We start from the raw sequence: 25,252 nt of genomic DNA on the forward strand, positions 1-25,252 counted from the left end.
AATGCCTTAAAAGGCCGCTTTGATCCGATCCAACCCTTCCTGCACAAGACTTCTGGGGCAAGCCAGGTTCATGCGGACAAAACCATTGCCGCCTTCGCCAAAACTCGCGCCCGAATTAAGGGCCACTTTGGCCTTGGAGAGAAAAAAGTCATCTATTCCACTCTGGTCCAGGCCGAATGCTCTGCAATCCAACCACAGCAGAAACGTGGCCTCGGGCTGGTAGGCTTTGATTTTAGGGGTGTGCTTTGCAAAGAAATCCACGGCCAGAGCGATGTTGGCGGAAAGGTAGCCCAGCAACTGGTCAGCGTAATCCGCGCAATCATTATAGGCGGCGGTGACACCGGCCACGCCCAGGGAGCAGCGGCCAAGTTTGCATTTGTCGCGCTCGGCCGCGAAACGCTGTCGTAATTCCGGATTGGAGGAAAGTACGGCCCCGGAACGCAGGTCTGCCAGATTGAATGTTTTGCTCGCGTTTAGCCCCACAAGGGAAATATCCCCCAAGGCCGGGGAAAGGGACGGAAAGGGGATATGGCGGCCTTTGAACGTGATATCGCAGTGGATTTCGTCAGAAAAGACGATAACACCGTGCTTGAGGCAGAGTTCGCCGATGCGCTCCAATTCGTCTCGCCGGAAGACTCGGCCAGTGGGATTGTGCGGGTTGCACAGCAAAAGTAATTTTGTGGCGGGCAAGGCGAGTTTTTTTTCAAGGTCTGCGAAATCAATTGCAAAGGTTTCACCCACCAGAGCGCTTTGCACGGGGATGCGATCATTCAGACGGCAGAGATTGATAAACGGCGGATAAATCGGGCTGAGCATGGCCACATTATCCCCCGCCACAGTAAACGCGCGGATGGTCATGGCCAGGGCGTTGCCGAGCGAAGGACACCACTCCACCCAGGCAGGGTCGGCCTGCCAGGTAAAACGCCTGTGCATCCATCCGGCATAGGCGGCCTCAAATTTTCCATCCGGCTTGCTATACCCGAAAATGCCTCGATCAGCCACCGCCCGGATGGCCTCAATCACGGGTCGTGGACTTTTGAAATCGCTGTCAGCAATCCACATAGGCAGGATGTCGGGGCCATAACTGTCCCACTTGTCACTGCCTGTGCCTCGTCTTTCCACGACCGTGTCGAAATCGTATTGCATCTGTCCTCCGAGCGTACAAGCGGTTGGGGCGAAACTCGTAATACGCCTGTCAAATTGGAAAAATATTCGTTCATGTAAGAGAGGTCAACGACTTTCTGTCGTTATCAGGGTGTACTCGCCCAACTGCAACACTATTCGCCCGGCTCAGCACAATGGTGTCAACGCCGGCAGCCACTGCCGCTGGAGCGGCTTTGAGGATTTGATCCTGAGAAAGTGTGTACCGCCGGGGCAGAAGCGCCAATCCCCCCTGGCCCGCATGATACGGGCCAGGGGGGATTGATCCCTTGGCGGCGTCCCCAGAAGATCGGGACATTCCATCAGATTTTGGCAAAAAACCCGGGCATCAGGCTTTGCGGATGCTAACCTTGTACTTGCGCAGAAAATCGGCGGGCAAATAGGTCATTTTGGCCTGGCGCAAACCTTCTTCATCCAGGTCTTGTGCGCGGTTTATATAGGTGAATCCCTCTCCGGCGCGGCGGGAGAACGTGCAGTTGATGGTCTGGTACACGCCCTTGAAGCCGCTGAGGCCTTTTTCATAATGAACGCCGAGGCTTTCGCCGTCCAGGTTTTCGCCAACGCTGAAGGCCACCATTTTTCCGTCAACATAGAGGGAGCCGCCCACAAGCCCGCGAAAGCTGTTCCAATGGCTCAGCACGCGGTTGATGGCCTCATTTTCGGCCCGCAGCGACGGGGAGTCCTCGCATTCATGCCACTGGCACCAGTCGTCCTGCACGGACAGCACGTCTTCCACCATGGCGTCGTCCAGGCTGTGGTAGTCTGGCTCGCCGTAGGTTTTGATATAGCTGTTATAGTGATTGCGCTTTTTGTGATAGCGGTTGCCCGGCAAATCCGCCAGTTCTTCCTGCTTGTAAAGATACTCCCACTGGCCCCTGTCTTCTTCGGGATCCACGAGGCCGGGCAGGTGTTCCTGCCATGTGTGCAGAAGTTTTTCCGGCACGCGCACTATGGTATGGGCGGTTTCGCTGAAAGAGCAGGGCAGAAGGCTTTTCCAGTCCACGGCATTCCAGTCGCCCACAGGGGCCCAGCAGATCTGGTAGGGGCGGGTCTGACGTATCCAGCACAAGTTATCGTCAAAGCACCATTCAAGACCGTAATAATCCTGCCAGCCCCAAAGGTTGGCCAGGGTATAGTCCAGCGAACGCTGGGGGGTGCGTTGCCAGAGATCATAATATGCCTGGCTGTCATCCAGGCTTACGGGAAGAAAGTTTTTACTCACGATATTCTCCTTGAGGGGGGCAGTGTCTGCTGCCGGGGGGCCCTTTCGGGCGTCTAGAGCAGATTAGCCTAGTCAGTGTCGTCACGAGCGCCTTTTCAGGCATCTCTCCGTCGAACTTCGCCTTTTATTCCGGTCGAGTGCCATCAGAGCACACTCCCTACATAAAAGGCCAATTCTCCTTGATATGACTGAAAATTCATCTCGTGACTACACTGTCTAGAGCAATTACATTTTTTCAAAGCGTACATGCTCTAGGCATGGTTGGGCTGGCGGCTGCGGATCATGACAAAGCGCATCCAGTCGCGGCGAAGAACCACGTAAAGCATGATGCTGGTTTGCAGGCACTGGGAAACAAGCATGGCCACAAAGACGCCAGAGGCCGTGCCCCACAGGATATGACCAAGCAGCCAGCCGAGGGGAAGGCGCACCAGCCAGAAGGTGCCGCCAAAAATCATCAGATTGTACTTGGTTGCTCCTGCCCCGGTCATGACGCCGCCCATGACGGTGCTGGCGATGGAAAAGGGGGTGGAGAGCAGGTTATAGGTCAGGTAGTTGACAATCTGGGCCTGGGTGCCCGGCTCCTGCGACAGCAGCAGGGCGATATCCTGCCTGAAAGGCCAGAGCAGGGCGGCAACAAGGCTCATGCCCAGGGCTGAAACGGTCACCATGGTAAGGGCGACCTTTTTTGCTTCCTTGGGCTTGCCAGCACCAAGGCTGTTGCCCACAAGAACGGCAACGCTCATGCTGAAGGCCATGCCGGGCAGAAATAACAGGGCTTCCACGCGCAGACCGGCGGTGAGCCCGGCCAGGGCGTTGACGCTGTCAAAAGGCAGGGAGGCCACCAGAACGAAAAGGGTCAGGTATCCGGATTGCCAGACAACCTGCGCGGCCCCGGCGGGCAGTGCCACCTTGAACAGATAGGGCAGCCCTGCCTTGAGCCAGCGCAGCGTGGGCAGGGTGCGGCGTTGCAGATAGCCGGAATTCATGAGCAGGGCGCAGTTGCATATGGCCCCGAGGCACTGTGAGCCTACAGTGGCCCACGCCAGGCCCATATAGCCCCAGTTGGGCAGACCAAACCAGCCCAGGCCAAAGCCAAGGCAGGCAAACAGGTTGACGACGCAGACAACGGCCGCCACCCACAGGGGCGGGATGACCTGGCGCGTTGCGCGAAACATGACGCCCGTGGCCGCGTATACATACTGGGCGGGCAGGGCCAGCATGCCGACCTGCCAGAGCTCTTTTGTGAGGGGTTTGATGCTGTCCGGAACCATGAGCACGCCCAGAATGGCGTCGCCAAAATACCAGCCAAACAGCGCCACCACAAAGCCCAGGGCAAAACAGCCCAAAACGGTGGTGGCAACGTAGCGTTGCGCGCGCGCCACCTTGAGCGCGCCAAGCGACTGGCTGACTGCGGCGGTGGCCCCGCTGGAGATGGCCATGGCAACCACCATGAGCAGGATGCCGCACTGGTTGACCATGCCCAGGGCGGCCTGAACCTCGGCGCTGATCTGCCCCGCGACCCACACGGCCACAAGGCCCATGAAGAACACAAGGTACATCATGAGCATTTGTGGCCATGTGAGGCGCCATACGGCGCGGGGCGAGGTGCTCAGATCAGGTGTGGGCCGACTCTGAGGAGCGGACAGACCGCGTTGTTCAATCACGGCAGAATCGCAGTTCCGTCACGGCAGTCCGTTACGAAGTTATATGTGACTATTCTAGACCCTCAAGGCAAAGGGCCAGGTCTTCAAGAGATTCGCGCCGCCTGATGAGCCTTGCCGTGCCGTCGCTCTGTATGAGCACTTCAGCCGGACGCTGGCGCTGGTTGTAATTGGAACTCATAGTAAAACCATATGCGCCCGCGTCAAGTATGCCAAGCACATCACCTTCACATATTTCCGGAAGTTCGCGATTCTTGGCAAGGATGTCGCCGCTTTCGCAAATATTGCCCACCACGGTCTGCACCATGGTTTTGCGAGGAGTTCCGCCGGGTTCGCCGTAGATTTCAACATCGTGGAAGGAATCGTACATGGCGGGGCGCACCAGAACGTTGAAGCCCAGGTCAGTGCCCACGTAGCGCTTGTCGCCGTTGTTTTTTACGGCATGCACGCTGCCAAGCAGCACGCTGCATTCGGCGGCCACATAGCGGCCCGGTTCCACAAGAAAGCGCCCGGTATAGCCGGTTTTTTCGGCCCATGTGCTGATGAGGGCGTGCAGGCGGCTGCCAAGTTCCGCCATGTCCAGGCGGGCCTGCCCTTCGTACTTGTGGTAGGGGATGCCGAAACCGCCGCCGAAGTCGATGACTTCAAGCGTGTCCAGTGCGCCCTTGGGCAGTTGTTCGGCCAGATGCAGCAGCACTTCTGCGGCATTGAGGTAGCCTTCGGCCTCCATAAAGAGGGAGCCTATGTGCTGGTTGACGCCCGCCAGGGTCATGTCGTGCTTTTTCAGCAGGGCGAAAACCTCGTCCATCTGGCCGGGGTTGACGCCAAACTTCGTCTCCTTGCCGGCGGTCACGACCTTGGCGTGGTGGCCAGCGCCGATGCCGGGGTTGAAGCGCACCATAACCTTGCCGCCCTTGTTGATGGCGCCGAGGTCGTCCAGTTGGGAGAGTGAGTCCACGCTGACAAGCAGACCGTGCCCAAGGGCGTTTTGCAGCTCACTGCGCGAATTGTTGTTGGAAATATACAGGATCTGTTCGGGCGTGAAGCCGGCAAGCTGATCCATGTACAATTCGCCGGGGCTCATGGCATCCACGACCAGGCCTTCTTCGCGCACCATGCGCAGAAGCACGGGGTTGGCGTTGGCCTTGATGGAATAGTTGACGCCAAAGCCCGGATGGTTCGAAAGCCCCATGAGGTCGCGGCACCGCTGGCGCAGCACGTCCTCGTTATACACATAGAGCGGAGTGCCGAAGGTTTCTGCCAGTTCGCGCGGTGTGTGGCGGCCGTAAAAGTGTTGATTATCAGTATAACTGGAGCGAATGTCGGACATAGATACCTCTGGGGATGCCTCAAAAATTTCTGTTGCTGCCCGCGCCCGGGCAGTAGATCACCTCTGGGGGGTAATTTACAATTATCCCGGTCATGGTACGCACTGTCAAGCCTTGGCCCGGCGCAGGAGTGCGCGTAGGCACTGGCACATTGACATAAAAAGCTTGCCGTGTTTTGGTTCTTTTTTTGACAACGGGCGCTTTTCATGCGCTTGTGCCGCAGGGCCGCGCATATGGAACCATGCGGCAGGGCACCCGCCAATCGCCCACAGACCACCATTTGGAGTAGTTATGCCTATCAAGAAAGGCGACACGGTGCGCGCGCACTATACGGGAACCCTGGAAGACGGCACAGTGTTTGACTCTTCGCGCGAGCGCGACCCCCTGGAATTCGTCATGGGCAAAGGCATGCTCATTCCCGGCTTTGAGACTGCCGTGGAAGGACGCGAAGCCGGTGAAACCGTCACCGTGACCATCGCCCCGGCCGAAGCCTATGGCGAAGCCGACCCGGAACTGGTGTTCACCGTGGCCCGCGCCCAGGTGCCGGATCACATCCCCCTCAATGTGGGCGTGCCCCTGCAGCTGTCCAATGAACAGGGCCAGATGGATGTGACCATTACTGAAGTGACCGCTGATGAAGTGACCCTTGACGCCAACCATCCTTTGGCGGGCAAGGCCCTCACGTTTGAAATCGAGATTGTCGGCGTCAACTAGATCAGGCATGAGGCCGGTGGGCGACAGTCTGCCGGCCTTTTTCAAGGCATTGCGCCATGTGGCTGTCCGGATTCTTTGCGGCCCGGCCCGTCGGCGGAAGAGTTTCAGAACGATTTTTTTTGGTGCGTCAGCCCCTTTTCGACGCGAGGTTGTATATGAGCAGCAAAACCGCCAGACACAATGCCATTCAGGCCATTACCACCTACAAGCCTGAAGCGGCCCCTCTCAATTTCGCCGATACCAGGCCCACAGACATTTTTGGCTGCAACGTTTTCAATGACCGCGTCATGCGCGAGCGCCTGCCCAAGAGCGTGTACCGCTCCCTGCGCAAGACCATCGAGTTCGGCCAGCGCATGGACCCCTCCATCGCCGACACCGTGGCCGCAGTCATGAAGGATTGGGCCATTGAAAAAGGGGCCACTCACTTTACCCATATTTTCTACCCGCTTACCGGGCAGACTGCTGAAAAGCACGACAGCTTTCTCATGCCCGACGGCTCCGGCGGCGTGATTGCCGAATTTTCCGGCTCCATGCTCATTCGCGGCGAACCCGACGCCTCTTCCTTTCCGTCCGGCGGCCTGCGCTCGACGTTCGAAGCGCGTGGTTACACGGCATGGGATGTGACCAGCCCCGCCTATATTATGGAAAACCCCAACGGCACCTTTTTGTGCATCCCCACCATGTTCCTTTCGTGGACGGGCGTGGCTCTGGACAAAAAAACGCCGCTGCTGCGCTCCAGTCAGGCGCTCAATCGCGAAGCCAAGCGCGTGCTGCGCCTGTTCGGGCAGGAAACGGAACTGCCGGTGGTGGCGTATGCCGGGCTTGAGCAGGAATATTTCGCCATTGATCACAACTTCAATTTTGCCCGGCCCGACATACAGATAGCCGGTCGCACCCTTTTTGGAGCGCGTCCGGCCAAGGGGCAGGAATTCAGCGACCAGTATTTTGGCGTCATTCCCCAGCGGGTGCTTTCCTATATGATGGAAGTGGAGCGCGAGCTGTACAAGCTGGGCGTGCCCGTGCGCTGCCGCCACAATGAAGTGGCCCCCAGCCAGTATGAAATAGCGCCCCTCTATGAGGTCAGCAATCTGGCCGTGGACCACAACCACATCATCATGTCCACCCTGCGTAACGTGGCCAAGCGCTACGGGCTCAAGTGCCTGCTGCACGAAAAGCCCTTTGCCGGGGTCAACGGTTCGGGCAAGCATGTGAACTATTCCATCGGCAACGCGGATCTCGGCTCGCTCTTTGATCCCGGTGAAACGCCGCACGCCAACGCCAAGTTTCTGGTGTTCTGCGCGGCCATGATCCGTGGCGTGCACAAGTTCGGCGGCCTGTTGCGCGCCACTGTGGCCAGCGCCAGCAATGACCACCGCCTGGGCGCCAATGAGGCCCCCCCGGCCATCATGTCCATCTTCCTCGGCGACATGCTCACCGAAGTGTTTGAGGCTTTTCGCGCCGGGCGCATCGACGATGCCGCCAACGGCAAAAAGCGCGGGGCGCTCAACATCGGCGTGGACACCCTGCCTCCGCTGCCCGCCGACCCCGGCGACCGCAACCGCACAAGCCCCGTGGCCTTTACCGGCAACCGTTTCGAGTTCCGCGCCCTTGGATCCAGCCAGTCTGCGGCGGGTTCCATCACGGCGCTCAACGTCATCATGACGGATTCTCTGGGCTTTGCCGCCGACTGGCTTGAAAAGGAAATGGGTGAGGGCAGAAGCTTCACCGAAGCTCTGGAGTCCTTCATCAGCCATGTCATTGAGGAGCACAGCGCCGTTATTTTCAACGGCGACGGATACTCCGAAATCTGGCACAAAGAGGCTGTCCGGCGTGGGCTGCCCAACCTGCGCACCGCCCCTGAAGCGCTGCCCGTGCTTGTCAGCCCCGAAGTGGTGGAAGTGTATGAAAAGGCTGGCGTGCTCAACAAGTCGGAACTGCGGGCGCGGCAGGACATCTATGTGGAGCAGTACTGCAAGACCGTGCGCACAGAGGCCAACCTGATTATCCGCATGGCCCGCACAATCATATTCCCCGCCGCCATGCGCTATCAGGGCGAGCTTGCGAGCACCGCCGCCAGTATGCGGTCTCTGGGACTGGAAGCCAAAACCATTACCCTTGAAGAGGTGACCGAGCAGCTTCGCCAGATGCAGGCCGCCATCGCTGCGCTTGAGAACGTGGTGGCCGAGGCTGACGCCCTGGGCGTGGGCCTTGATGCCGCCCGCCACTATTGCAGCGAAGTGCTGCCGCACATGGCCAGGGTTCGGAAGCATGCGGACATGCTGGAAACCCGCGTGGCGGACGATCTGTGGGCCCTGCCCAATTATCAGGAAATCCTGTTCGGAAAGTAGGCGTTTTGTGGGCGGCATTGAACCCGCCTGTGGTTTTTGCGCATAAAAGCGGCATGTTTCTGTTGACAGCAGGCGGGGACATGTGTAGGATCACACAAAAGTAAAAGGACTCAGGTATTCGCATGAACTCATTCCCCAACACCATTTCTTGCAGCCTTCAGGGCTGGTGGTGGCGCAATCAACTGCGTGGGGGAGACGTGCGGGCTAAATAGTTCCGATACGTTGGCATAGCTGTATTCAGGCGCCGTCTCCCCACAGGAGACGGCGCTTTTTTTTGTATGTTGAGGAAATACTGATTTATTCGCGTTTGGCGTTGTTGCTTCGCCTTTTTTGAGGGGGGGCAGGACGAAGAGTCCAGCCCCCCCTCAAAAAAGGCTCGCGCCTAGCCAAGCACGAAAACTCAGCATTTCCAGGTATTGCTTACAAGATTATGGGAGCCATTTGATCAGCGGTTCCCTAAAACCCAAAGGATGCGGCAGATGAAAGAGAACGGTGACAAGTTGCACTCGCTTACGCTGCGCCAGTCTGCCCGCTGGTTGCCAGCGGATATGGATACGCCCATCAGCCTGTTTATGGGCATGGTGGGCGCGGGCAACGGCATTTTGCTGGAAAGCGCCGAGGTCGATGGCCGTTGGGGCCGCTACAGTATCCTTGCCTGCGATCCGGCCCTCTTTATCTTCTGCCGCGAGGGCAAGCTGGTTGTGGACGTGAAGGATCAGAGGCTGGCCTCCGTCGCAGCCTTTGAAGGACGCCCCTTTGTGGACGGACTGCGGGAACTTATGGGCAGCCTTGAAATTGCGCCGCCGGAAAACATAGCCAATCTGCCGCCCATTACCCGCGCCCTGTACGGCTACCTTGGCTTCGGCATGGCGGGGCTGTTCAATCCCACCCTGGCCAGCATCATGCCCGAGAACGAGGCCGACTGCATACTCATGCTGCCAGCGACAGTGCTGGTTTTTGACCATCTGTACAACCGTCTCTGCCAGGTGAGTCTTGGCGAGCACCGCGCCCTGCAAAGCGCCCGCCAGTCTCTGGAACCTCGCGCCGCCAGAGGCTCCGGGCCGGACATCGACCCTGACAAGGTGTGCGCAGAACCCGGCGAAGAGGGCTACAAGGACTTCGTGCGCAGGATCAAGGAGATGCTGCGCCAGGGCGAGGCCATCCAGGTGGTGCCTTCGGTGCGGTTCTCCACTCCCTTCATGGGCAATCCCTTTGAGCTTTACAGGCGTATGCGCCGTTTCAACGCCTCGCCCTACATGTTCTACATGTCATTGCCTGAACTGACGCTTTTCGGCTCTTCGCCCGAGGTTATGGTGCGCTGCACTGCGGGCTGCCTGCAGCTTTCGCCCATCGCCGGCACGCGCAAGCGCGGGGCGGACGATCTGGAAGACGCCCGCCTGGCTGCCGAGCTTCGCGATGACCCCAAGGAACGCGCGGAGCATGTCATGCTGGTGGACCTGGGACGCAACGACCTTGGCCGCGTGGCCCGCCCCGGCACGGTGACTCTGGAGCGCTACATGGAAGTGGAGCGGTACTCCCACGTCATGCACCTCACGAGCCGGGTTTCGGCCCGTCTTGATGCCGGGTTGGACGCTCTGGACGTGCTGGCCGCCACTTTCCCGGCTGGCACGGTTTCCGGCGCGCCCAAAATCCGCGCCATGCAGATCATCCGCGAGCTTGAAGGCCGCAGCCGTGGCCCCTACGCGGGCTGCATCGGCTGGCTGGGACTCGACAAGGACAGCGTGAATCTGGATATGGGCATCACCATCCGCAGTATGTGGCTGCGCGACAACAGGCTTTTCTGGCAGGCGGGCGGAGGCATTGTCCACGACTCGGACCCGGATATGGAATGGAAAGAAGTGTGCAATAAATCAGCCATTATGCGCCTGGCCCTGCGTGCGGAGGACGAAGAAAATGTTCTTGCTCATAGATAACTACGATTCCTTCACCTACAATCTTGTGCAGGCGTTCTACGCCCTGGGACACAAGCCTGTGGTGCTGCACAATGACGACCCGGCTGTGCTGGAAATGGCCGCCAACCCGGAACTTGCCATGGTCTGCATCTCGCCGGGGCCGGGGCATCCAGCCAATGCGGGTTTTTGCCCCGAATTCCTCAAACGTCTGAGTCCCAAGATTCCCGTGCTGGGCGTGTGCCTGGGCCATCAGCTGCTCGGCCTGCACGCAGGGGCGCGGGTAGAGGTCGGCCCCTGCATCATGCACGGCAAACAGTCGGAAATCGTGCACGACGGTATGGGCCTGTTCTCGGGCCTGCCCAACCCCATGCGGGTGGGGCGCTACCATTCGCTGGTGGTGCGGGCCGATGAGGACGCGGAAAATCCCCGTTTTACGGTGACGGCCCGCGGCCCGGAAGGCGAAGTCATGGCCCTGCGCTACAATGACCGCCCCTGGGTTGGGGTGCAGTTCCATCCTGAATCGGTGCTCACGCCCGATGGCCTGCGGCTGCTGGGCAACTTCCCCCAGTCCGTCATGGGCGCGGGGAGCGACGCCAGCGACTTTGCGACCATTCTGGACACCCTGGCCCGTGGAGAAGACCTCAGTGCGGAGATGGCGGCAGCCGGTTTTGCCGCCCTTATGGACGGCAAGATGAGTCCGGCTCAAGCTGGCAGTTTTCTCATCGGGCTTCGCATGAAGGGCGAAAGCGCCCTTGAGCTGGCCCACGCCACCCGCGCCGCCCTGGCCCGATCCGTGCGCGTGGACGGCATCTCCGGCACGACCATTGACGTGGTGGGTACCGGCGGCGACGGACGCAACTCTTTCAACTGCTCCACGGCCACGTCCCTCGTTCTGGCGGGGATGGGCTACAGGGTTGTGAAGCACGGCGGGCGCGCCGTTTCGTCCAAATGCGGCAGCGCCGACGCCCTGGAAGCCCTGGGCATTGCTCTGGATAACAATCCGGCCTCAGTGGCCGAAATGGTCAGGCGGCGCAATTTCGCCTTCCTGTTTGCGCCGTACTTTCACCCGTCTTTCGCCAACATCGGCCCTGTGCGCAAGGAACTCGGCGTGCGTACGCTTTTCAACATCCTCGGTCCCATGATCAACCCGGCCCGCCCCAGCCATCTGCTGATGGGGGTGGCCCGCCCGGAACTGGTAAACCTTGTGGCCGAAACCCTCCTTCAGTCGCCGCTTTACCGGGCCGCCGTGGTCTGCGGTGCTGGCAACTATGATGAAATAACGCCCATTGGCCCTGCCCAGATGGCCGTGCTGCACGCGGGCACCATGACGCAGATGACCCTTGACCCTGCGGACTTCGGCATCGAACCCTGCACGGTGGAAGACTTGTCGGTCAACGGCAAGGATGAGGCCGTGGCAGTGCTCAAGGACATTCTGGACGGCAACGGGCCACGCGCCATGATGGACATGGTCACGCTCAATGTGGGCATGGCCATCTATCTGCTGGAAGAAAATATGGACATGGCCCTGTGCATGGCCCGTGCCCGCGAAGCCGTGAGCGGTGGTTTCGGCAGGAAGGTGCTGCATGCTGCTTGAGCGCTTTCGCACGGCCAAACAGGCAGAGGTGGACGCCCTGCGCCTGCTGGCGGGCCAGGGCGGCATGCCCGCTCCTCTTGAGGGGCCGCGCCCGGATTTTCTGGCGGCCCTGCGCGGCGCGTCCGGTTCCCCTGTGGTCATTGAGGGCCGTCCCCTGACAGTGGTGGCGGAATACAAAAGGGCTTCGCCCTCGCGCGGCATTATCTGCGAAAGCCTTGAGGTGGAAGAGGTGGCGCGCCAGTATGCTGCAGCAGGAGCCGCCTGCCTCTCCATCCTGACGGAAGCCGCGCATTTCCGGGGCTGCCTGGAGTATCTGGAGCGGGCGGCGGAGGCTGGCCTGTATACGGGGGCACGGCCGCCCCTGCTGCGCAAGGATTTCATCTTTGACCCCTTGCAGGTGGCTGCCACGGCGGCTACCCCGGCATCGGCCCTTCTGCTTATCGTGCGGCTTACGCCGGACGTAAACGACTTGCGGGCACTGCGTGAACAGGCTGAAAGCCACGGCATGCAGGCAGTGGTCGAGGTTTTTGACCGCGAAGACCTGCGGCTGGCGCGTGAAAGCGGGGCGCGCATCATACAGGTCAACGCCCGCGATCTGGAAACACTGAAGACAGACAGGGGCGCTGCTCTTGATCTGGCCCGCGCCTGCCCCCCGCAGGATGGCGAAACGTGGATAGCCGCCAGCGGCATCGGCAGGGGCGAACATCTGCTGGCAGCCGCGAAGGCAGGCTTCCACGCCGCCCTTGTGGGCAGTTCCCTTATGGAGGGAGCGCAGCCGGGTCGCGCGTTGTCGGGCCTGCTGGAAGAAGCGGCGAAGGGCGCGCGCCCCCTTGGTGAAAGCCGGGAAAAGCCGGGGGAGGGCAGCGGTCATGCTCATTAAGGTCTGCGGTCTCACCCGCCAGCAGGATCTTGATATGGCGTCCTCACTGGGAGCGGGCATGTGCGGCTTCATCTTTCACGCCCCAAGCCCGAGGAACGTGACCCCGGCCCACGTGGCATCCCTTGAAAGCGGAACAATGCTGCGTGTGGGTGTTTTTGTGAACCAGAACGCGGACGAGATATGCCGCATAATGGCTGAGGCGCGGCTGGACATGGCCCAGCTGCACGGTAGACAGGACAAGGACTGCGCCATGGCCGTGGGGGTGCAAAGGGTCATACGGGTCATCTGGCCCGGCCGTTATTGTCACAGGGCGTTGCTCTATAATGAACTGCAAAAACATGCCGGGGCCTGCGCCTGCTATCTGCTTGACGCCGGCCTCACTGGGGGCGGCAGTGGAACCCGCCTGGACTGGCAGGATCTGAGCCATCTGCCTGCCCCGCATCCCTGGCTGTTGGCAGGGGGCTTAAGTGCGGATACTGTGGAACAGGCCCTACGTCTCTGCTCACCTGACGGCATTGATTTGAATTCTGGCGTTGAAGATGCGCCTGGCCTGAAAAATGCGCAAAAGCTGGCAGCCGCTCTCGGGGTTGCCTCCAAACAGAAAGGCAATGGGTATTTGTCATGAAAAACAGATATTTTGGCGAGTTCGGCGGTTGCTTTGTGCCTGAGCTGCTCATGCCGCCGCTTATGGAAGTGGAAGCGGCCATGCACAGCATCTATCCCACAGAGGCCTTTCAGGCCGAGTTGCAGGATTTGCTGCACAATTATGCCGGACGTGAAACCCCTCTGACCCATTGTCCCACGCTGTCGCGTGAACTGGGCTTCGATCTCTGGCTCAAGCGGGAAGATCTGCTGCACACGGGCGCGCACAAGGTGAACAATACGCTGGGCCAGGCGCTGCTTGCCAAGCATATGGGCAAGACGGCCCTTGTGGCCGAAACCGGCGCAGGGCAGCACGGCGTGGCCACGGCCGCCGCCGCCGCCCGTCTGGGGCTGGAATGCACGGTCTATATGGGCGCTGAAGACGTGGAGCGCCAGTCCCCCAACGTCATGCGCATGAAGCTTCTGGGCGCTACCGTCAACCCTGTTGAAAGCGGTACCCGCACCCTCAAGGACGCCATTAACGAAGCCCTGCGCGCGTGGATCAGCAGCCAGGAAACCACTCACTATTGTTTCGGCACGGCTGCCGGGCCGCATCCCTTCCCCCTGCTGGTGCGCGAACTGCAAAGCGTCATTGGCCGCGAAACCCGCGCCCAGATGCTTGAAAAAACCGGCAAGCTGCCAGACGCCGTGGTGGCCTGCGTTGGCGGCGGCTCCAATGCCATAGGCATGTTCCATCCCTTCCTTGAGGATGCGAGCGTGCGCATTATAGGCGTGGAGGCGGCAGGCACCGGCGAGCCGGGCTGCTTCAACTCCGCTCCCCTTAACCTGGGCACGCCTGGCGTGCTGCACGGCGCGTACAGCATGCTTTTGCAGAATAACGACGGCCAGGTGGAGCCTTCGCATTCCATTTCCGCCGGTCTGGACTATCCCGGCGTGGGCCCCGAGCATTCCTGGCTGCACAAGACCGGCCGCGCGCAGTACGGCATGGTCAAGGACGCCAACGCCCTGACCGCGTTCCAGCGCCTGTGCCACGCCGAGGGCATCCTGCCCGCTCTGGAGTCGTCCCATGCGCTGGCATGGGTGCTTGACCATCCGCAGGAATTCAAGCCGGGGCAGCAGGTGGTGATCAATCTTTCAGGCCGGGGAGACAAAGACCTTGGCATCATCAACAAGGCCCTGGGTTTTGCCCAGGGGCAGGGCGAGGTGTAGTCATGAACCTGCTTGAAGAAAAAATTCGTAAGGCCACTGCCGCAGGACGTCCGGCTCTGATTCCCTTTCTTACCGCCGGTTTCCCCAATCAGACGGACTTTTGGCCCACATTGATGGAACTGGATGAAAACGGCGCGGACATCATTGAAATCGGCGTGCCTTTTTCCGACCCGGTGGCCGACGGTCCCGTGGTTGAAGAAGCCTCACGCCGCGCCCTGAGCGACGGCGTAAACCTGCGCGGCATCCTGATGGATCTCATACAGCGCAAGGGCCTCATTCAGGCTGGCGTGGTGCTGATGGGCTACCTTAATCCCTTCTTGCAGTACGGCTATGAAAAGCTGGCGCATGACGCGGCCAGGGGCGGCGTTCACGGATTTATCGTGCCGGACTTGCCCCATGAGGAGGCAGAGCCGCTGCGCAGCGCCCTGAAAAAAGAGGGCATAGCGCTTATCCCCCTGGTTGGCCCCAACACCAGCGCCGAACGCATGGCTTTGTATGCGGCCGATGGCGAGGGCTATGTCTATGTGGTCTCGGTTATGGGCATTACCGGCGAACGCGGCAATGTGGCCCCCAAGGTTGCGGAAACCATGCGCCGGGCGCGCTCTGTCTTCAAGCTGCCCCTTGCCCTGGGCTTCGGCCTGCGCGAACCGGCACAGCTGGAAGATTTGCCGGCCGATGCCCGGCCCGATGCCGTGGTGTTTGGCAGCGCCTTGCTCAAGCACCTTGACGAAGGCAAGAGCGCCGAAGAGTTCATGGCCCGCTGGAAATAACATGCGGCTTATGGATAGAGCGATTACGCTGTGAAAGGCTTTGTGGGGAGGGAAGAAAGGCTTTGTGGGGGAGGGACCCTTTTGTAAAAGGGTCTCCTCACCCACGCCCCCACCCCCTAAAACTTTTACTCTAGTTGAGCGTGGTACCACGAAGTTTCCTATCTGTAACAGTAATGAATATAGTGTGTTACCATTTCTGCAAGGTTTTAAAGCGGAGGAGGGAGCGCTCCTGTCTTTGAAAAAGGCCGCATGCTTCAGCCTCCCTTTTTCTGCCGTAAAAGCCCCCTTCACTGCTATGACCCCCATCAGGTAGACAAAGCAAAAAAGGCCACTAGGCTTAAGCTTTGAAAACATGATGGGGGCTTTTTTTGGGTAAAATAACATATAATATTAGTCTGTTATTATATTAATAAAATTATTTTTTAAAATGTTGGAGAAAAAGGAGAAATGGCCTTGACATTGAAATTGAATTTCAATTACAAATAAGTCAACGCGATTCACCCATACCGGCGCTGACCGCTTCGGCGGGCCCGACATAGCAAGGAGCAGAACATGTGCGTAACACTTATAGGCGGCATGGACAGGTTGCAAAAAGATTACATAGCTGCGGCCAAGGAAAATGGGCATTCCCTCAAGTGCATCAGCCGCAATGAACGGAATTTCGTTGACAAGATCGGCAACCCCGACGCCCTGATCGTTTTTACCAACAAGGTTTCTCATGAAGCCAAGCGCAAGGCCGTGCAGGTTGCGCGCTCACGCAACATACCCCTGCAAATGGTGCATTCTTGCGGCGTCTCCTCCCTGCGCGAATGTCTGCGTGACGCATAGGCAGAGGTGATTTCAGGGTCTGACTGCATCACCCTTCGAGAGGAGAGTCCTCATGGCTCCAGTGAATCGCCCGACTGTGGAAGCAAGCTTCTCAGTCGGGCGAATGTTTTATGCGTCGTATAACTATCCTTATGTATTGGTTGAATGGGTGGCGAACGGGCAAAAAAAATTTCTGGCCGCTTGACTTTTTGGCGGCAACCATTTAAACCCGCTAGGACTTTGGAATTCATTTTCATTTTTTCCGGGGGACCCAGACGTCATTCAATGGCGGTGGCGGGCGTGCGCAGGACAGAAATGGTGCCCGCCCAGGGACTGTCACAATCAGAAGCTCCAGGACGGCTAGTATGAGCAATTTTTCCGGCACGATCATGAACAGTGGTCTGCATGGGTTTTTTTGCGTCTTTAGCGGAGCGGGAGGGCACTTGCATGAGTGAGACGAAAGATTTGGATAATGGCGCGGGAGCGCACGGTCAGCATGAGCACCACGGCCAGCATGCGCAGCATGGCCACCACGGCCATGCCCTGCGTATCGCCCTGGCTGGCAACCCCAACTGCGGCAAAACCACGGTGTTCAACGGCTATACTGGCGCTCGCCAGCATGTGGGCAACTATCCCGGTGTTACCGTTGATAAAAAAGAAGGCCACGTTAATGTAAATGGCACGCGCGTAATCCTGGTGGACTTGCCCGGCACCTACTCCCTGACTGCCTATTCGCAGGAAGAGCTCGTGGCCCGGCAGGAGCTTGCCAGCGACAACGTGCAGGCTGTCATCAACGTGGTCGACGCCTCGGCCCTTGAGCGTAACCTGCTTCTCACCGTGCAGATGCTTGAAATGGGCACTCCTGTGGTGCTGTCCTGCAACATGATGGACGAAGCGCGCAATTCGGGCGTGCATATCGCCATGGATCGCCTGAGTGCCCTTCTTGGCATTCCGGTGCTGCCCATGGTGGCCCGCACCGGCGAAGGCCTCAAGGAAGCAATGGAAGCCGCCGTTGAACTGAGCGGCAAGGGCAAACGCGAGCCCATGCGCATTTCTTACGGCGCTGAGCTTGATGAGGCTCTGCTTGAGATTGAAAAGCGCATCGTGGCCACCAAGCTGCTCACAGAGCGCTACCTGCCAAGCTGGGTGGCCCTCAAGCTGCTTGAAGGCGATGACGTCATTTTGAACGAAGTACGCAAGGCCGACCCCAAAACCGCTGCCGAACTTGAAGGCATGCGCAAAAAAATCGCCGACCATACGCGTGCCACGCTCAACGCCAATCTTGAGTCCCTCATCACAGACCACCGCTATGGCTATATCCGCAGCATCCTGCGGGACGGCGTTTTCCAGCAGGACCCCGGCAAAGACCGCCTGGCCCTTTCCGACAAGCTGGACAAAGTGCTCACCAACGCGCTGATTGGCCCGCTGCTCATGATTGGCGTGCTGTACCTCATGTTCTACGTAACGTTTGAGGTGGGCGCCTATCCTCAGGGCTGGGTTGAAGACGGCTTTGCCTGGCTTAGCGGATTTTTGGGCGACGTGATACCTGAAGGTCTTGCCAAATCCCTGATCGTGGACGGCGTTGTTGCCGGTGTCGGCAGCGTGATGAGCTTTGTGCCGCTGATTCTTATCATGTTTGTCCTTATTTCCTTTATGGAAGACAGCGGCTACATGGCCCGCGTGGCCTACATGATGGACCGCATTTTCCGTTTCTTCGGCCTGCACGGCGCTTCGGTCATGCCCTACATCATTTCCGGCGGCATTGCTGGCGGTTGCGCCATCCCCGGCGCCATGGCCACCCGCACCCTGCGCAGCCCCAAGGAAAAACTGGCGACCCTGCTGACCCTGCCCTACATGGCCTGCGGCGCCAAACTGCCGGTCTTTCTGATGCTGGCTGGCGCATTCTTCCCCGATGATGCGCCCATGGTCATGTTCATCATCATGCTCGTCGGCTGGGTCATGGCCCTGCTGGTGGCGCGCCTGCTGCGTTCTTCCATCGTCAAGGGCGAAGCGACGCCCTTTGTTATGGAACTGCCGCCGTACCGCATGCCCACCCTGCTCAGCCTGCTGCTGCACTGCTGGGAACGCGCCTGGATGTACCTCAAAAAGGCCGGTACCGTGCTGGTGGCCATTTCCATCATCATCTGGGCTGGCATGACCTTCCCCAAGATGCCCGAAGATATGGCCGCGCCCTATGAGCAGAAGATCGAGCAGCTTGAAACTCAGATAGCCGCCTTCCCTGAAGGCGCTGAAGAGCGTGCCCCTCTTGAGGAAGAGCTCACCGGCGTGCGTGACGAACTGGGTGAAGAAGAACTGGCTTATTCCATTGCCGGACGCCTGGGCAAGGCCGTCGAGCCTGCCACCAAGCCTGTGGGCTTTGACTGGCGCACCGACATTGCCCTGCTGGCTGGCGTTGCCGCCAAGGAAGCCATTGTGGCTACCCTTGGAACGGCCTACGCCATTGGCGCACAGGATCCCGAAGACGCCGCTCCCCTGGCCGAACGCCTGAAGAGCGACAGCAACTGGTCAAAAGCCACGGCGCTTTCCCTCATGCTGTTCGTGCTTATGTATTCTCCCTGCTTTGTGGCGCTCGTTGTCATCAAGCAGGAGGCGGGCAGCTGGGGCTGGCTGATTTTCAGCATAATCTTCAATACTGGCGTAGCCTACGTGGTCTCCCTGGCGGCCTATCAGGTGGGCCGTTCCGTCTGGGGGGGATAGCGTGACGCAGGCCTATGTTGCCTGCCTGCCGCGCCAGGGCCGTTTGAGCCTTTTGCACGGCATGGGGCGGGGCGCAACCCGCGCCGCCCGAAGACAAAAGCCCTCGTAACAGAGCGTCAGTCTATCCATATATGCCCGTGCCGCGCCTTGACAAAGGGCTTGCGGCACGGGCATTGTTTTTGGGGTATCGGTACCTGTATAACCGGCTTTCGCTTTTGGATTTTTGCGCAGAGCGCCGTTGGGAGCATATATCCCCGGTGGTTGGAGCGATTTCACCTTCGAAAAATACTGTTTTCGTCAGAATCCACGCGACAGTGCGGCGCGCTGCACGGTCGTGCAGCGTTAGAGCATGTAGCCATTTTTAAAGTAAAACACTCTAACATCCAGACTTTTTTTGCATTTTTGGCGCGTTTGCCTGCCCATGCGGCCGCCTGGGCACAGCATGGCGAAGGCACTCAAGACGCGCACCGGGGGGAGTATGCTGATCCGGATTTTTTGTTTCTGTCTGACCATCTGTCTTGCCTGGGGAAGCCTCCCGGCCCTTGCCTGGGACGCCAGGGTTGTTCGCGTGGAGGATGGCAACACCATTTCCGTCAGCAAGACAGGCAAAAGTGGCGAAGCTGAGGTGGTGCTGCGGTTTTATGGCATAGAGGCCCCGACCCTGAGCCAGCCCTTCGGGGCCGAGGCACGCCAACGCCTTGCCGAGATCATGCCACGCGGCACAAGGGTAACGGTGGAACCCGTGGGCGAGAGCGAGTCGGGCACCATAAGCGCGCTTATTCAGGTTGGGGGCGCATCTGTCAACTATCAGCTGGTGATGGAAGGGCTGGCCTGGATTGACAGACAAAATTGCAGGGCTATCTTTTGCCGCCGCTGGATGATACAGGAACACCAGGCCGTTGTAGAAAAGCGGGGCGTATGGGGCCTGAAAATAGGCACTCCGCCCTGGCAGTGGGGTAGATAAAACAACCGGAGCAGATATGAACGTCACGGGTTCGCAGGAATTGCGGGAATTTCTTGATGGCTGGAAAATTGACCCCCAGAACGCCAAGGCGGCTTTTACAGCCTATATGGATTTTGTGGCCGCGCACAGCGGCATGAGTTTTACCTTCAAGGCCAGACCCGGCGTGAGCTACTCTTTGCGTGCCCGGCACGCCGCCCAGACCAAACGTGAACTCTTTGTGCTGCTTGACGTGGTGGACGATGAACCGGATAACCGCTGGCTGTCTGTCTGCTTTTACAACAACATGGTCACGGACGCTGAAGACAAGGGCGACTTTGTGCCCGATGGTCTGATGGACGAGGACGCCCGCTGCTTCAACCTTGAAAACGACGACGCCCACATGCGTGACTACATCATGGCCCGTCTGGCCGAAGCCGCACGCAACGCCGATAAAAACGTGGAGTAACATGCTCACTGTACATGCCGCGCCCTGCGTGGCCATAGATTTTGAAACCTCCGGGTTCGCGGCCCACAGCGCCTGTGCTGTGGGCCTTGCCCGTATTGAGGACGGACACGTTGTGGATCGGCTTTACAGCCTCATCCGCCCGCCGTCTTCCCGGGTCATGTTTACGGAAATCCACGGGCTTACCTGGCCCATGCTCAAAGACGCGCCCACCTTCGCCGAAGTCTGGCCTCAAATGGAAGCCTTCATGGACGGGGCCGACGCGTTGCTGGCGCACAACGCCTCTTTTGACAGGCGCGTGTTGCAGGCCTGCTGCCGCGAGGCCGGGGCCGAAGCTCCCAGATACCATTTTTTATGCACGCTCAAGGGCGCACGGCGCAGCCTGCCCCTGCCTTCCAAGAAGCTCAACCATGTCTGCGAGCATTTCGGCATTGCCCTTGACCACCACAACGCCGAATCTGACGCTGCGGCCTGCGCTGAGGTCTATCTGCGCTTGCGGGCCCTGGGCGTCACTGACGGCCAGATGCGCCTGTAGATAATGCCGCAGAGTCCCGCAACGCATTGACCCAAGTTCCTTTGCCCCGAACGTGCCCGCCAGGGTACGCCGGGGCCTGAAAACCTCTGGCCCGGCCTCGTCAACAAAATGGCGATGTCCGGGCCAGAGGTTTTTATGCGCTGTAATATTTCAAGTAATATACTGTTTTTATTATAATAAATAAAAATGGAACAGGTTTTGCTTGCGCCTTGTCAGCAATCCATAAGGACTGCGGGAGGCATCATGAAAAGTTTGTTCAGCAGTCAGGTCGGCCTGGTCGGCACGGTCATGAACATGCAGCTTCAAAGGCAGAATGTCATTGCGGGCAACTTGTCCAACATTGACACCCCCAACTACAAGCCGCGTGAATTGAGCTTTGAAAAAGAGCTTCAGACCGCTCTCGGGCAGAATATGGAAGGGCAGATGAGCCGCACCAGCGAGGAGCACATTCCCTTGACCTTTGATCCTGCATCCTTCAGGCCCGAGTGGTCGGAGGCTTTCAAGCCCAGACTTATTCACGGTGAAGACCGCGTGAACCTTGATAAGGAAATGGCCAAGCACGCCAAGAACCAGTTACAGTTTACGGCTCTGGCCCAAGTTCTGACAAAAACGTTTGAAGGCGTGAATAACGTCATACAGGACGGCAAGCAGGCCTAGAGCAATTTCTCTTTGAAATTGCTCTGGCGGATGCGTGAGCAGACGCCCGCAGCGGAGGCGTAAGCGCAGTTTATCTGCGCGGTTGAACGCCGGAGCGAGCGTCTCGTAAGCATTGAGAATAGATATTCTCAATGCGAAAATGCTCTAAAAAACGCCGTCCGGTTGACGGGCTGCGCTCAGTCCGGCTCGCTTTGCAGGAAATGCAGGGCAGGTCGGGCGGCCTTCACGGATTTTTGCGTATCAGGAGGACGTCATGGATTTCATGACAGCATTTGACATAAGCGCATCGGGCCTTGCGGCCGACCGTACGCGCATCAATACCATTTCGATGAACCTGGCCAATGCCAAGACCACGCGCACGCCCCTGGGCGGTCCTTACCGCAGGCGCACCGTTGTGCAGCAGACGGCTGATGTGGACGACCCATTTTCTGTCCACATGCAATCGGCCCTTGACCGATCGGTCAAAGGGGTGCGCGTTATGGCCGTGACAATGGACAACCGCCCCTTCAAGCGCGTGTATGAGCCGGGCAACCCCGATGCCAACGCCGAAGGCTACGTGATGTATCCCGACATCAACGTGGTGGAGGAAATGGCCAACCTCATGACGGCCCAGCGCAATTATGAAGCCAACGTCACCACCGTGGACGCCGTCAAGGGCATGTACGTCAAGGCTCTTGAGATCGGCAAATAGCACTGTGCATCCGTCTTTACGGGCAAATGGAACCAGCGGGTAGCGTCAGGAGAACATCATGAGCATTCAGGCAACGGGCATGCGCGCCTATAGCGAAGCCATACAGCATTTCAGCAAGGTTTCAGGCAGCTTGCAGCAAGGGTCGCCGGTCAGCGGGCAGACGCTTTTTTCCCGCACTCTGGATCAGAGCCTTGCCCGCAGCCAGGTGGATACCGGTGAAAACTTCGGCGCACAGGTGGACAAGATGCAGTTCCCCGGCAAGGCTTCAACGCCGGTGATGCCCGAAAACAGCTTTACGGGAACGCTCAAGGACTCGCTCAACAAGGTCAGTCAGTTGCAGAACGTGAAGGATAACGCCATCGACGACTTCGCTTCCGGGCGTACGCAAAACGTGCAGGAACTCATGATCACCATGCAGAAGTCCAGCCTTGCCATGAAGCTGACCACCGCCGTGCGCGGCAAGGTTCTGGAAGCGTACAAAGAAATTTCAAAGATGCAGTTCTAGAGCAGTTTACGAATGAAATGAGTTAAATGCTCTGCAAGGATTTTTCTGAAAATCCTTGCCACGAAATGCGAGTAGGCGGGCTTTTGCCTGCCGTACGCGAGCATTTCAAGTGTTAAATGCTCTAGACAGTGTAGTCACGAGCGCCTTTTCAGGCATCTCTGCGTCGAACTTCGCCTTTTATTCCTGTCGAGTATCAATAGAGTACACTCCCTGCATAAAAGGCTCGTTCTCCTTGATATGACTGAAAATTCATCTCGTGACGACTCTGTCTGGGGAAACGCTGATTTATTCCGTCTGGCGGTGTGGCTTTAGTTAAACTCGCGCTCCTGAACGACCTTTCCCCATGTGGCCCTGCCGCTGGGGAAAGGTTTTTTTATGGCGTCACAAATTTGAGCGCCTTCGGCGGGGCGCGCTGCCTGATGGGTCTGTCAAAACCGCATGTTTATATAGTGGCATAGCTCTTGCTATGGCTAGTAAAGCCCGGCCCTGGCGTCGGAAAACCAGCGCTCAAGCGCACAGGAGCGGAACATGCCTGCATTCATTCAACAATTCGTCAACGCCCTTGCGGCTATATGGGCCAAGATGAGCCCACTGCAACGCATTGCTTCCGTTGGCGGGGCTGTCGGACTGCTGGCTGCGGTCATAGGTCTGTCCATCTGGTTGAGCCGCCCCGAATACAAGGTTCTTTATTCCAACCTTGGCCCTGAAGACGCCAGCGTGGTCATCAAGACTCTGCAGGGCGACAAGGTGGCCTACCGCATCACCGACAACGGCGCCACCATCATGGTGCCGCAGGAAGTGGTTTACGACCAGCGCATCAAGATAGCTGGCGAAGGCGGCCTGGTGGGGCAGGGCATAGGATTTGAGATCTTTGACAAGGTCAAGGTCGGGCAGACCGACTTTGTGCAGAAGATCAACTACTCGCGCGCGCTCCAGGGGGAACTGGCCCGCACCATCAGCCAGTTTCCCAGTGTTGAAAGCGCCCGTGTGCACCTGGTCATCCCGCGCCGCAGCCTTTTTGTCGAAGAGCGCCAGTCTCCCTCGGCCTCGGTGGTTCTCAAGCTTACCAGGGCCAACGTCAAGATTGACCAGAAAGAAATCAACGCCATTCTCAATATGATGCTCATGTCCGTTGAAGGGCTGGACAGAGCACATGTTTCCATCACCGACACCAGCGGCAAGGTTCTTTACCAGCCGGAAGAAGACAGCCTGGCGGGCATCACCACCACCCAGATGGAATACCGCCAGACCGTGCAGCGCAACCTTGAACGCCGCATTGAAGAAATGCTGCAGCCCCTTTTCGGCTCTGGCCGCGTCATCGCCAAGGTCAATGCCGATATGGATTTCAGCCAGAAAACCATACGCCGCGAACTTTTTGATCCTGAAAAAACAGCGGTTCGCAGCGAATACCGTCAGGAAGAAAGCCAGCAGGGCCGCGCCAACCTTGAAGCGGGCGCGCCGGATGTGAATTTTCGTGGCGACGGCATCACCGGTTCGGTTTCAGACCAGACCGGCACACGTGAATCACGTACCACCAACTATGAAATCAACAAAGAAGAACAGCAGATTGTTTCAAATGTGGGTGAATTGCGTCGTTTGACGGTTGCAGTCCTCATTGATGGCACGTATGTAAAGACCGATGGCACCTGGACCTTTATGCCGCGCAAGAGCGAAGAGCTTGAGCGGGTGCGCCAGCTGGTGCACAACGCTGTGGGTCTGGACACGGCCCGGGGCGATGCCCTGGAGGTCAGCTCCGCGCCCTTTACCGACTCGGAGCCGCCCAAGGATCCCAACTTCGCCGACATGCTGGCCGACTACGCCGAACGCCTGGGCAAGCCCCTGCTCAATGCGCTGCTGGCGTTCCTGTTCCTTATGCTCATTGTGCGGCCTGTGGTGCTGGCGCTTATCCGCCCCAAGGTCGAAGCGGGCGAAATGGTCGAAGGTCTGGAAGGTCTGCCTGCCGCCGAAGAGCAGCTTGCTCTCTATGAGGCGCTGGAAGAGGCCGCCAGAACTGAAGACGAATCGTTGCTGGGCGGTGGGGATGACGAGGACGATATGATGTTCAAGGACATTGAAGCACTGAAAGCGCACATCTTCAGCCTGTCGGACAACCATATGGAACAGGTGGTAAGCCTGGTGCGCGGCTGGATGAAGAGAGATGAAACAGTTAAAGCCTAGCCCGTCACGACCAAGCCTGCAGACAGGGAATGAAAGCGGCCCCGCGTCGTCTTCCCTCGCCCAGCTCAAGACCTTGCGCCGGGCGCAAAGAGAGACAAATCAACGGGTTGAAGAGTTGAAGCTGCGGCTGTTCCGCATTACGGAGCAGCATATGGATCAGGCCGTGCGGCTTATCAAGCGCTGGCTTTCTGACAAGGATTAAAGAAAACGCTGATGTATTCCATTTGGCGGCCTTGCTTCACTTTTTTTGAAACAGTCGGGGGCGGAAGGGTCCACTCCTGCTTCATAAAAAGATCGCGCCTTAAAAGATCGGGCCTTGTTAAGGAAATACCTGCGCGTTTTTAAGAGGATC

The 25,252-nt window shown here is 58.6% G+C and carries 23 protein-coding genes; 19 read left to right on the top strand and 4 right to left on the bottom strand.

The window, feature by feature from the left end:
* Positions 1 to 6: 6 nt before the first annotated feature.
* The 4 genes from RBR41_RS00595 to lysA all read right to left on the bottom strand — a co-directional run bounded on the left by RBR41_RS00595 (position 7) and on the right by lysA (position 5,374).
* Positions 7 to 1,146, bottom strand: coding sequence for a MalY/PatB family protein (locus tag RBR41_RS00595; protein WP_320350161.1), 1,140 nt, complete (start codon positions 1,144 to 1,146; stop codon positions 7 to 9).
* 343 nt (positions 1,147 to 1,489) lie between these two features.
* The gene (locus tag RBR41_RS00600) at positions 1,490 to 2,383 is read right to left on the bottom strand and encodes a DUF2156 domain-containing protein (RefSeq protein WP_320350163.1); all 894 of its coding nucleotides are present in this window, start codon (positions 2,381 to 2,383) and stop codon (positions 1,490 to 1,492) included.
* A gap of 251 nt (positions 2,384 to 2,634) precedes the next feature.
* The gene (locus RBR41_RS00605) at positions 2,635 to 4,047 is read right to left on the bottom strand and encodes an MATE family efflux transporter (RefSeq protein WP_320350164.1); all 1,413 of its coding nucleotides are present in this window, start codon (positions 4,045 to 4,047) and stop codon (positions 2,635 to 2,637) included.
* 49 nt (positions 4,048 to 4,096) lie between these two features.
* Positions 4,097 to 5,374 carry a diaminopimelate decarboxylase gene (gene lysA, locus RBR41_RS00610; RefSeq protein ID WP_320350165.1) on the bottom strand — a complete coding sequence of 426 codons (1,278 nt, stop codon included), beginning with the start codon at positions 5,372 to 5,374 and terminating at the stop codon, positions 4,097 to 4,099.
* A 289-nt stretch (positions 5,375 to 5,663) separates the two neighbouring features.
* Between lysA and RBR41_RS00615 the strand changes: the two genes are divergently transcribed.
* The 19 genes from RBR41_RS00615 (at position 5,664) to RBR41_RS00705 (ending at position 25,102) form a co-directional block, all read left to right on the top strand.
* Positions 5,664 to 6,086: a peptidylprolyl isomerase gene (locus tag RBR41_RS00615; protein WP_320350166.1), complete on the top strand. Its 423-nt coding sequence runs from the start codon at positions 5,664 to 5,666 to the stop codon at positions 6,084 to 6,086.
* 155 nt (positions 6,087 to 6,241) lie between these two features.
* Positions 6,242 to 8,434 carry a glutamine synthetase III gene (locus RBR41_RS00620; RefSeq protein WP_320350167.1) on the top strand — a complete coding sequence of 731 codons (2,193 nt, stop codon included), beginning with the start codon at positions 6,242 to 6,244 and terminating at the stop codon, positions 8,432 to 8,434.
* A gap of 479 nt (positions 8,435 to 8,913) precedes the next feature.
* The gene (locus RBR41_RS00625) at positions 8,914 to 10,368 is read left to right on the top strand and encodes an anthranilate synthase component I family protein (RefSeq protein ID WP_320350169.1); all 1,455 of its coding nucleotides are present in this window, start codon (positions 8,914 to 8,916) and stop codon (positions 10,366 to 10,368) included.
* Positions 10,349 to 11,941 carry an anthranilate phosphoribosyltransferase gene (gene trpD / locus RBR41_RS00630; protein ID WP_320350171.1) on the top strand — a complete coding sequence of 531 codons (1,593 nt, stop codon included), beginning with the start codon at positions 10,349 to 10,351 and terminating at the stop codon, positions 11,939 to 11,941. Before RBR41_RS00625 ends, trpD begins: the two co-directional genes overlap by 20 nt.
* Positions 11,931 to 12,821, top strand: a complete 891-nt coding sequence (locus tag RBR41_RS00635; RefSeq protein WP_320350172.1) for an indole-3-glycerol-phosphate synthase — start codon at positions 11,931 to 11,933, stop codon at positions 12,819 to 12,821. The genes trpD and RBR41_RS00635 overlap by 11 nt, the downstream gene beginning before the upstream one ends.
* Positions 12,811 to 13,446, top strand: coding sequence for a phosphoribosylanthranilate isomerase (locus RBR41_RS00640; protein ID WP_320350173.1), 636 nt, complete (start codon positions 12,811 to 12,813; stop codon positions 13,444 to 13,446). The genes RBR41_RS00635 and RBR41_RS00640 overlap by 11 nt, the downstream gene beginning before the upstream one ends.
* Positions 13,443 to 14,633 (top strand): tryptophan synthase subunit beta, encoded by a 1,191-nt coding sequence (gene trpB / locus RBR41_RS00645; protein ID WP_320350174.1) that lies wholly within the window; start codon positions 13,443 to 13,445, stop codon positions 14,631 to 14,633. The genes RBR41_RS00640 and trpB overlap by 4 nt, the downstream gene beginning before the upstream one ends.
* Positions 14,634 to 14,635: 2 nt before the next feature.
* A complete protein-coding gene (gene trpA / locus RBR41_RS00650; protein ID WP_320350176.1) occupies positions 14,636 to 15,403 on the top strand; it encodes a tryptophan synthase subunit alpha in 768 nt (255 codons plus the stop codon).
* A gap of 552 nt (positions 15,404 to 15,955) precedes the next feature.
* Positions 15,956 to 16,231 carry a DUF2325 domain-containing protein gene (locus tag RBR41_RS00655; RefSeq protein WP_179981286.1) on the top strand — a complete coding sequence of 92 codons (276 nt, stop codon included), beginning with the start codon at positions 15,956 to 15,958 and terminating at the stop codon, positions 16,229 to 16,231.
* Positions 16,232 to 16,283: 52 nt separating this feature from the next.
* Positions 16,284 to 16,415: a hypothetical protein gene (locus tag RBR41_RS00660; protein ID WP_320350178.1), complete on the top strand. Its 132-nt coding sequence runs from the start codon at positions 16,284 to 16,286 to the stop codon at positions 16,413 to 16,415.
* A gap of 242 nt (positions 16,416 to 16,657) precedes the next feature.
* Complete coding sequence (gene feoB, locus RBR41_RS00665; RefSeq protein ID WP_320350179.1) at positions 16,658 to 18,928, top strand: ferrous iron transport protein B; 2,271 nt, start codon at positions 16,658 to 16,660, stop codon at positions 18,926 to 18,928.
* 478 nt (positions 18,929 to 19,406) lie between these two features.
* On the top strand, positions 19,407 to 19,892 hold the full coding sequence (locus RBR41_RS00670; RefSeq protein WP_320350181.1) for a thermonuclease family protein: 486 nt from the start codon (positions 19,407 to 19,409) through the stop codon (positions 19,890 to 19,892).
* 16 nt (positions 19,893 to 19,908) lie between these two features.
* On the top strand, positions 19,909 to 20,337 hold the full coding sequence (locus tag RBR41_RS00675; protein WP_320350182.1) for a hypothetical protein: 429 nt from the start codon (positions 19,909 to 19,911) through the stop codon (positions 20,335 to 20,337).
* 1 nt (position 20,338) lies between these two features.
* Positions 20,339 to 20,869, top strand: coding sequence for a 3'-5' exonuclease (locus tag RBR41_RS00680; RefSeq protein ID WP_320350183.1), 531 nt, complete (start codon positions 20,339 to 20,341; stop codon positions 20,867 to 20,869).
* A 243-nt stretch (positions 20,870 to 21,112) separates the two neighbouring features.
* On the top strand, positions 21,113 to 21,526 hold the full coding sequence (gene flgB / locus RBR41_RS00685; protein ID WP_320350185.1) for a flagellar basal body rod protein FlgB: 414 nt from the start codon (positions 21,113 to 21,115) through the stop codon (positions 21,524 to 21,526).
* A gap of 253 nt (positions 21,527 to 21,779) precedes the next feature.
* The gene (gene flgC / locus RBR41_RS00690; RefSeq protein WP_179981292.1) at positions 21,780 to 22,217 is read left to right on the top strand and encodes a flagellar basal body rod protein FlgC; all 438 of its coding nucleotides are present in this window, start codon (positions 21,780 to 21,782) and stop codon (positions 22,215 to 22,217) included.
* Positions 22,218 to 22,275: 58 nt separating this feature from the next.
* A complete protein-coding gene (fliE, locus tag RBR41_RS00695; RefSeq protein WP_320350187.1) occupies positions 22,276 to 22,722 on the top strand; it encodes a flagellar hook-basal body complex protein FliE in 447 nt (148 codons plus the stop codon).
* 528 nt (positions 22,723 to 23,250) lie between these two features.
* Positions 23,251 to 24,900 (top strand): flagellar basal-body MS-ring/collar protein FliF, encoded by a 1,650-nt coding sequence (gene fliF, locus RBR41_RS00700; protein ID WP_320350189.1) that lies wholly within the window; start codon positions 23,251 to 23,253, stop codon positions 24,898 to 24,900.
* Positions 24,881 to 25,102, top strand: a complete 222-nt coding sequence (locus RBR41_RS00705; RefSeq protein ID WP_320350190.1) for a flagellar M-ring protein FliF — start codon at positions 24,881 to 24,883, stop codon at positions 25,100 to 25,102. The genes fliF and RBR41_RS00705 overlap by 20 nt, the downstream gene beginning before the upstream one ends.
* The last annotated feature ends 150 nt before the right edge of the window (positions 25,103 to 25,252 follow it).

The organism is Desulfovibrio sp., assembly GCF_034006445.1.
Classification (GTDB): Bacteria; Desulfobacterota; Desulfovibrionia; order Desulfovibrionales; family Desulfovibrionaceae; genus Desulfovibrio.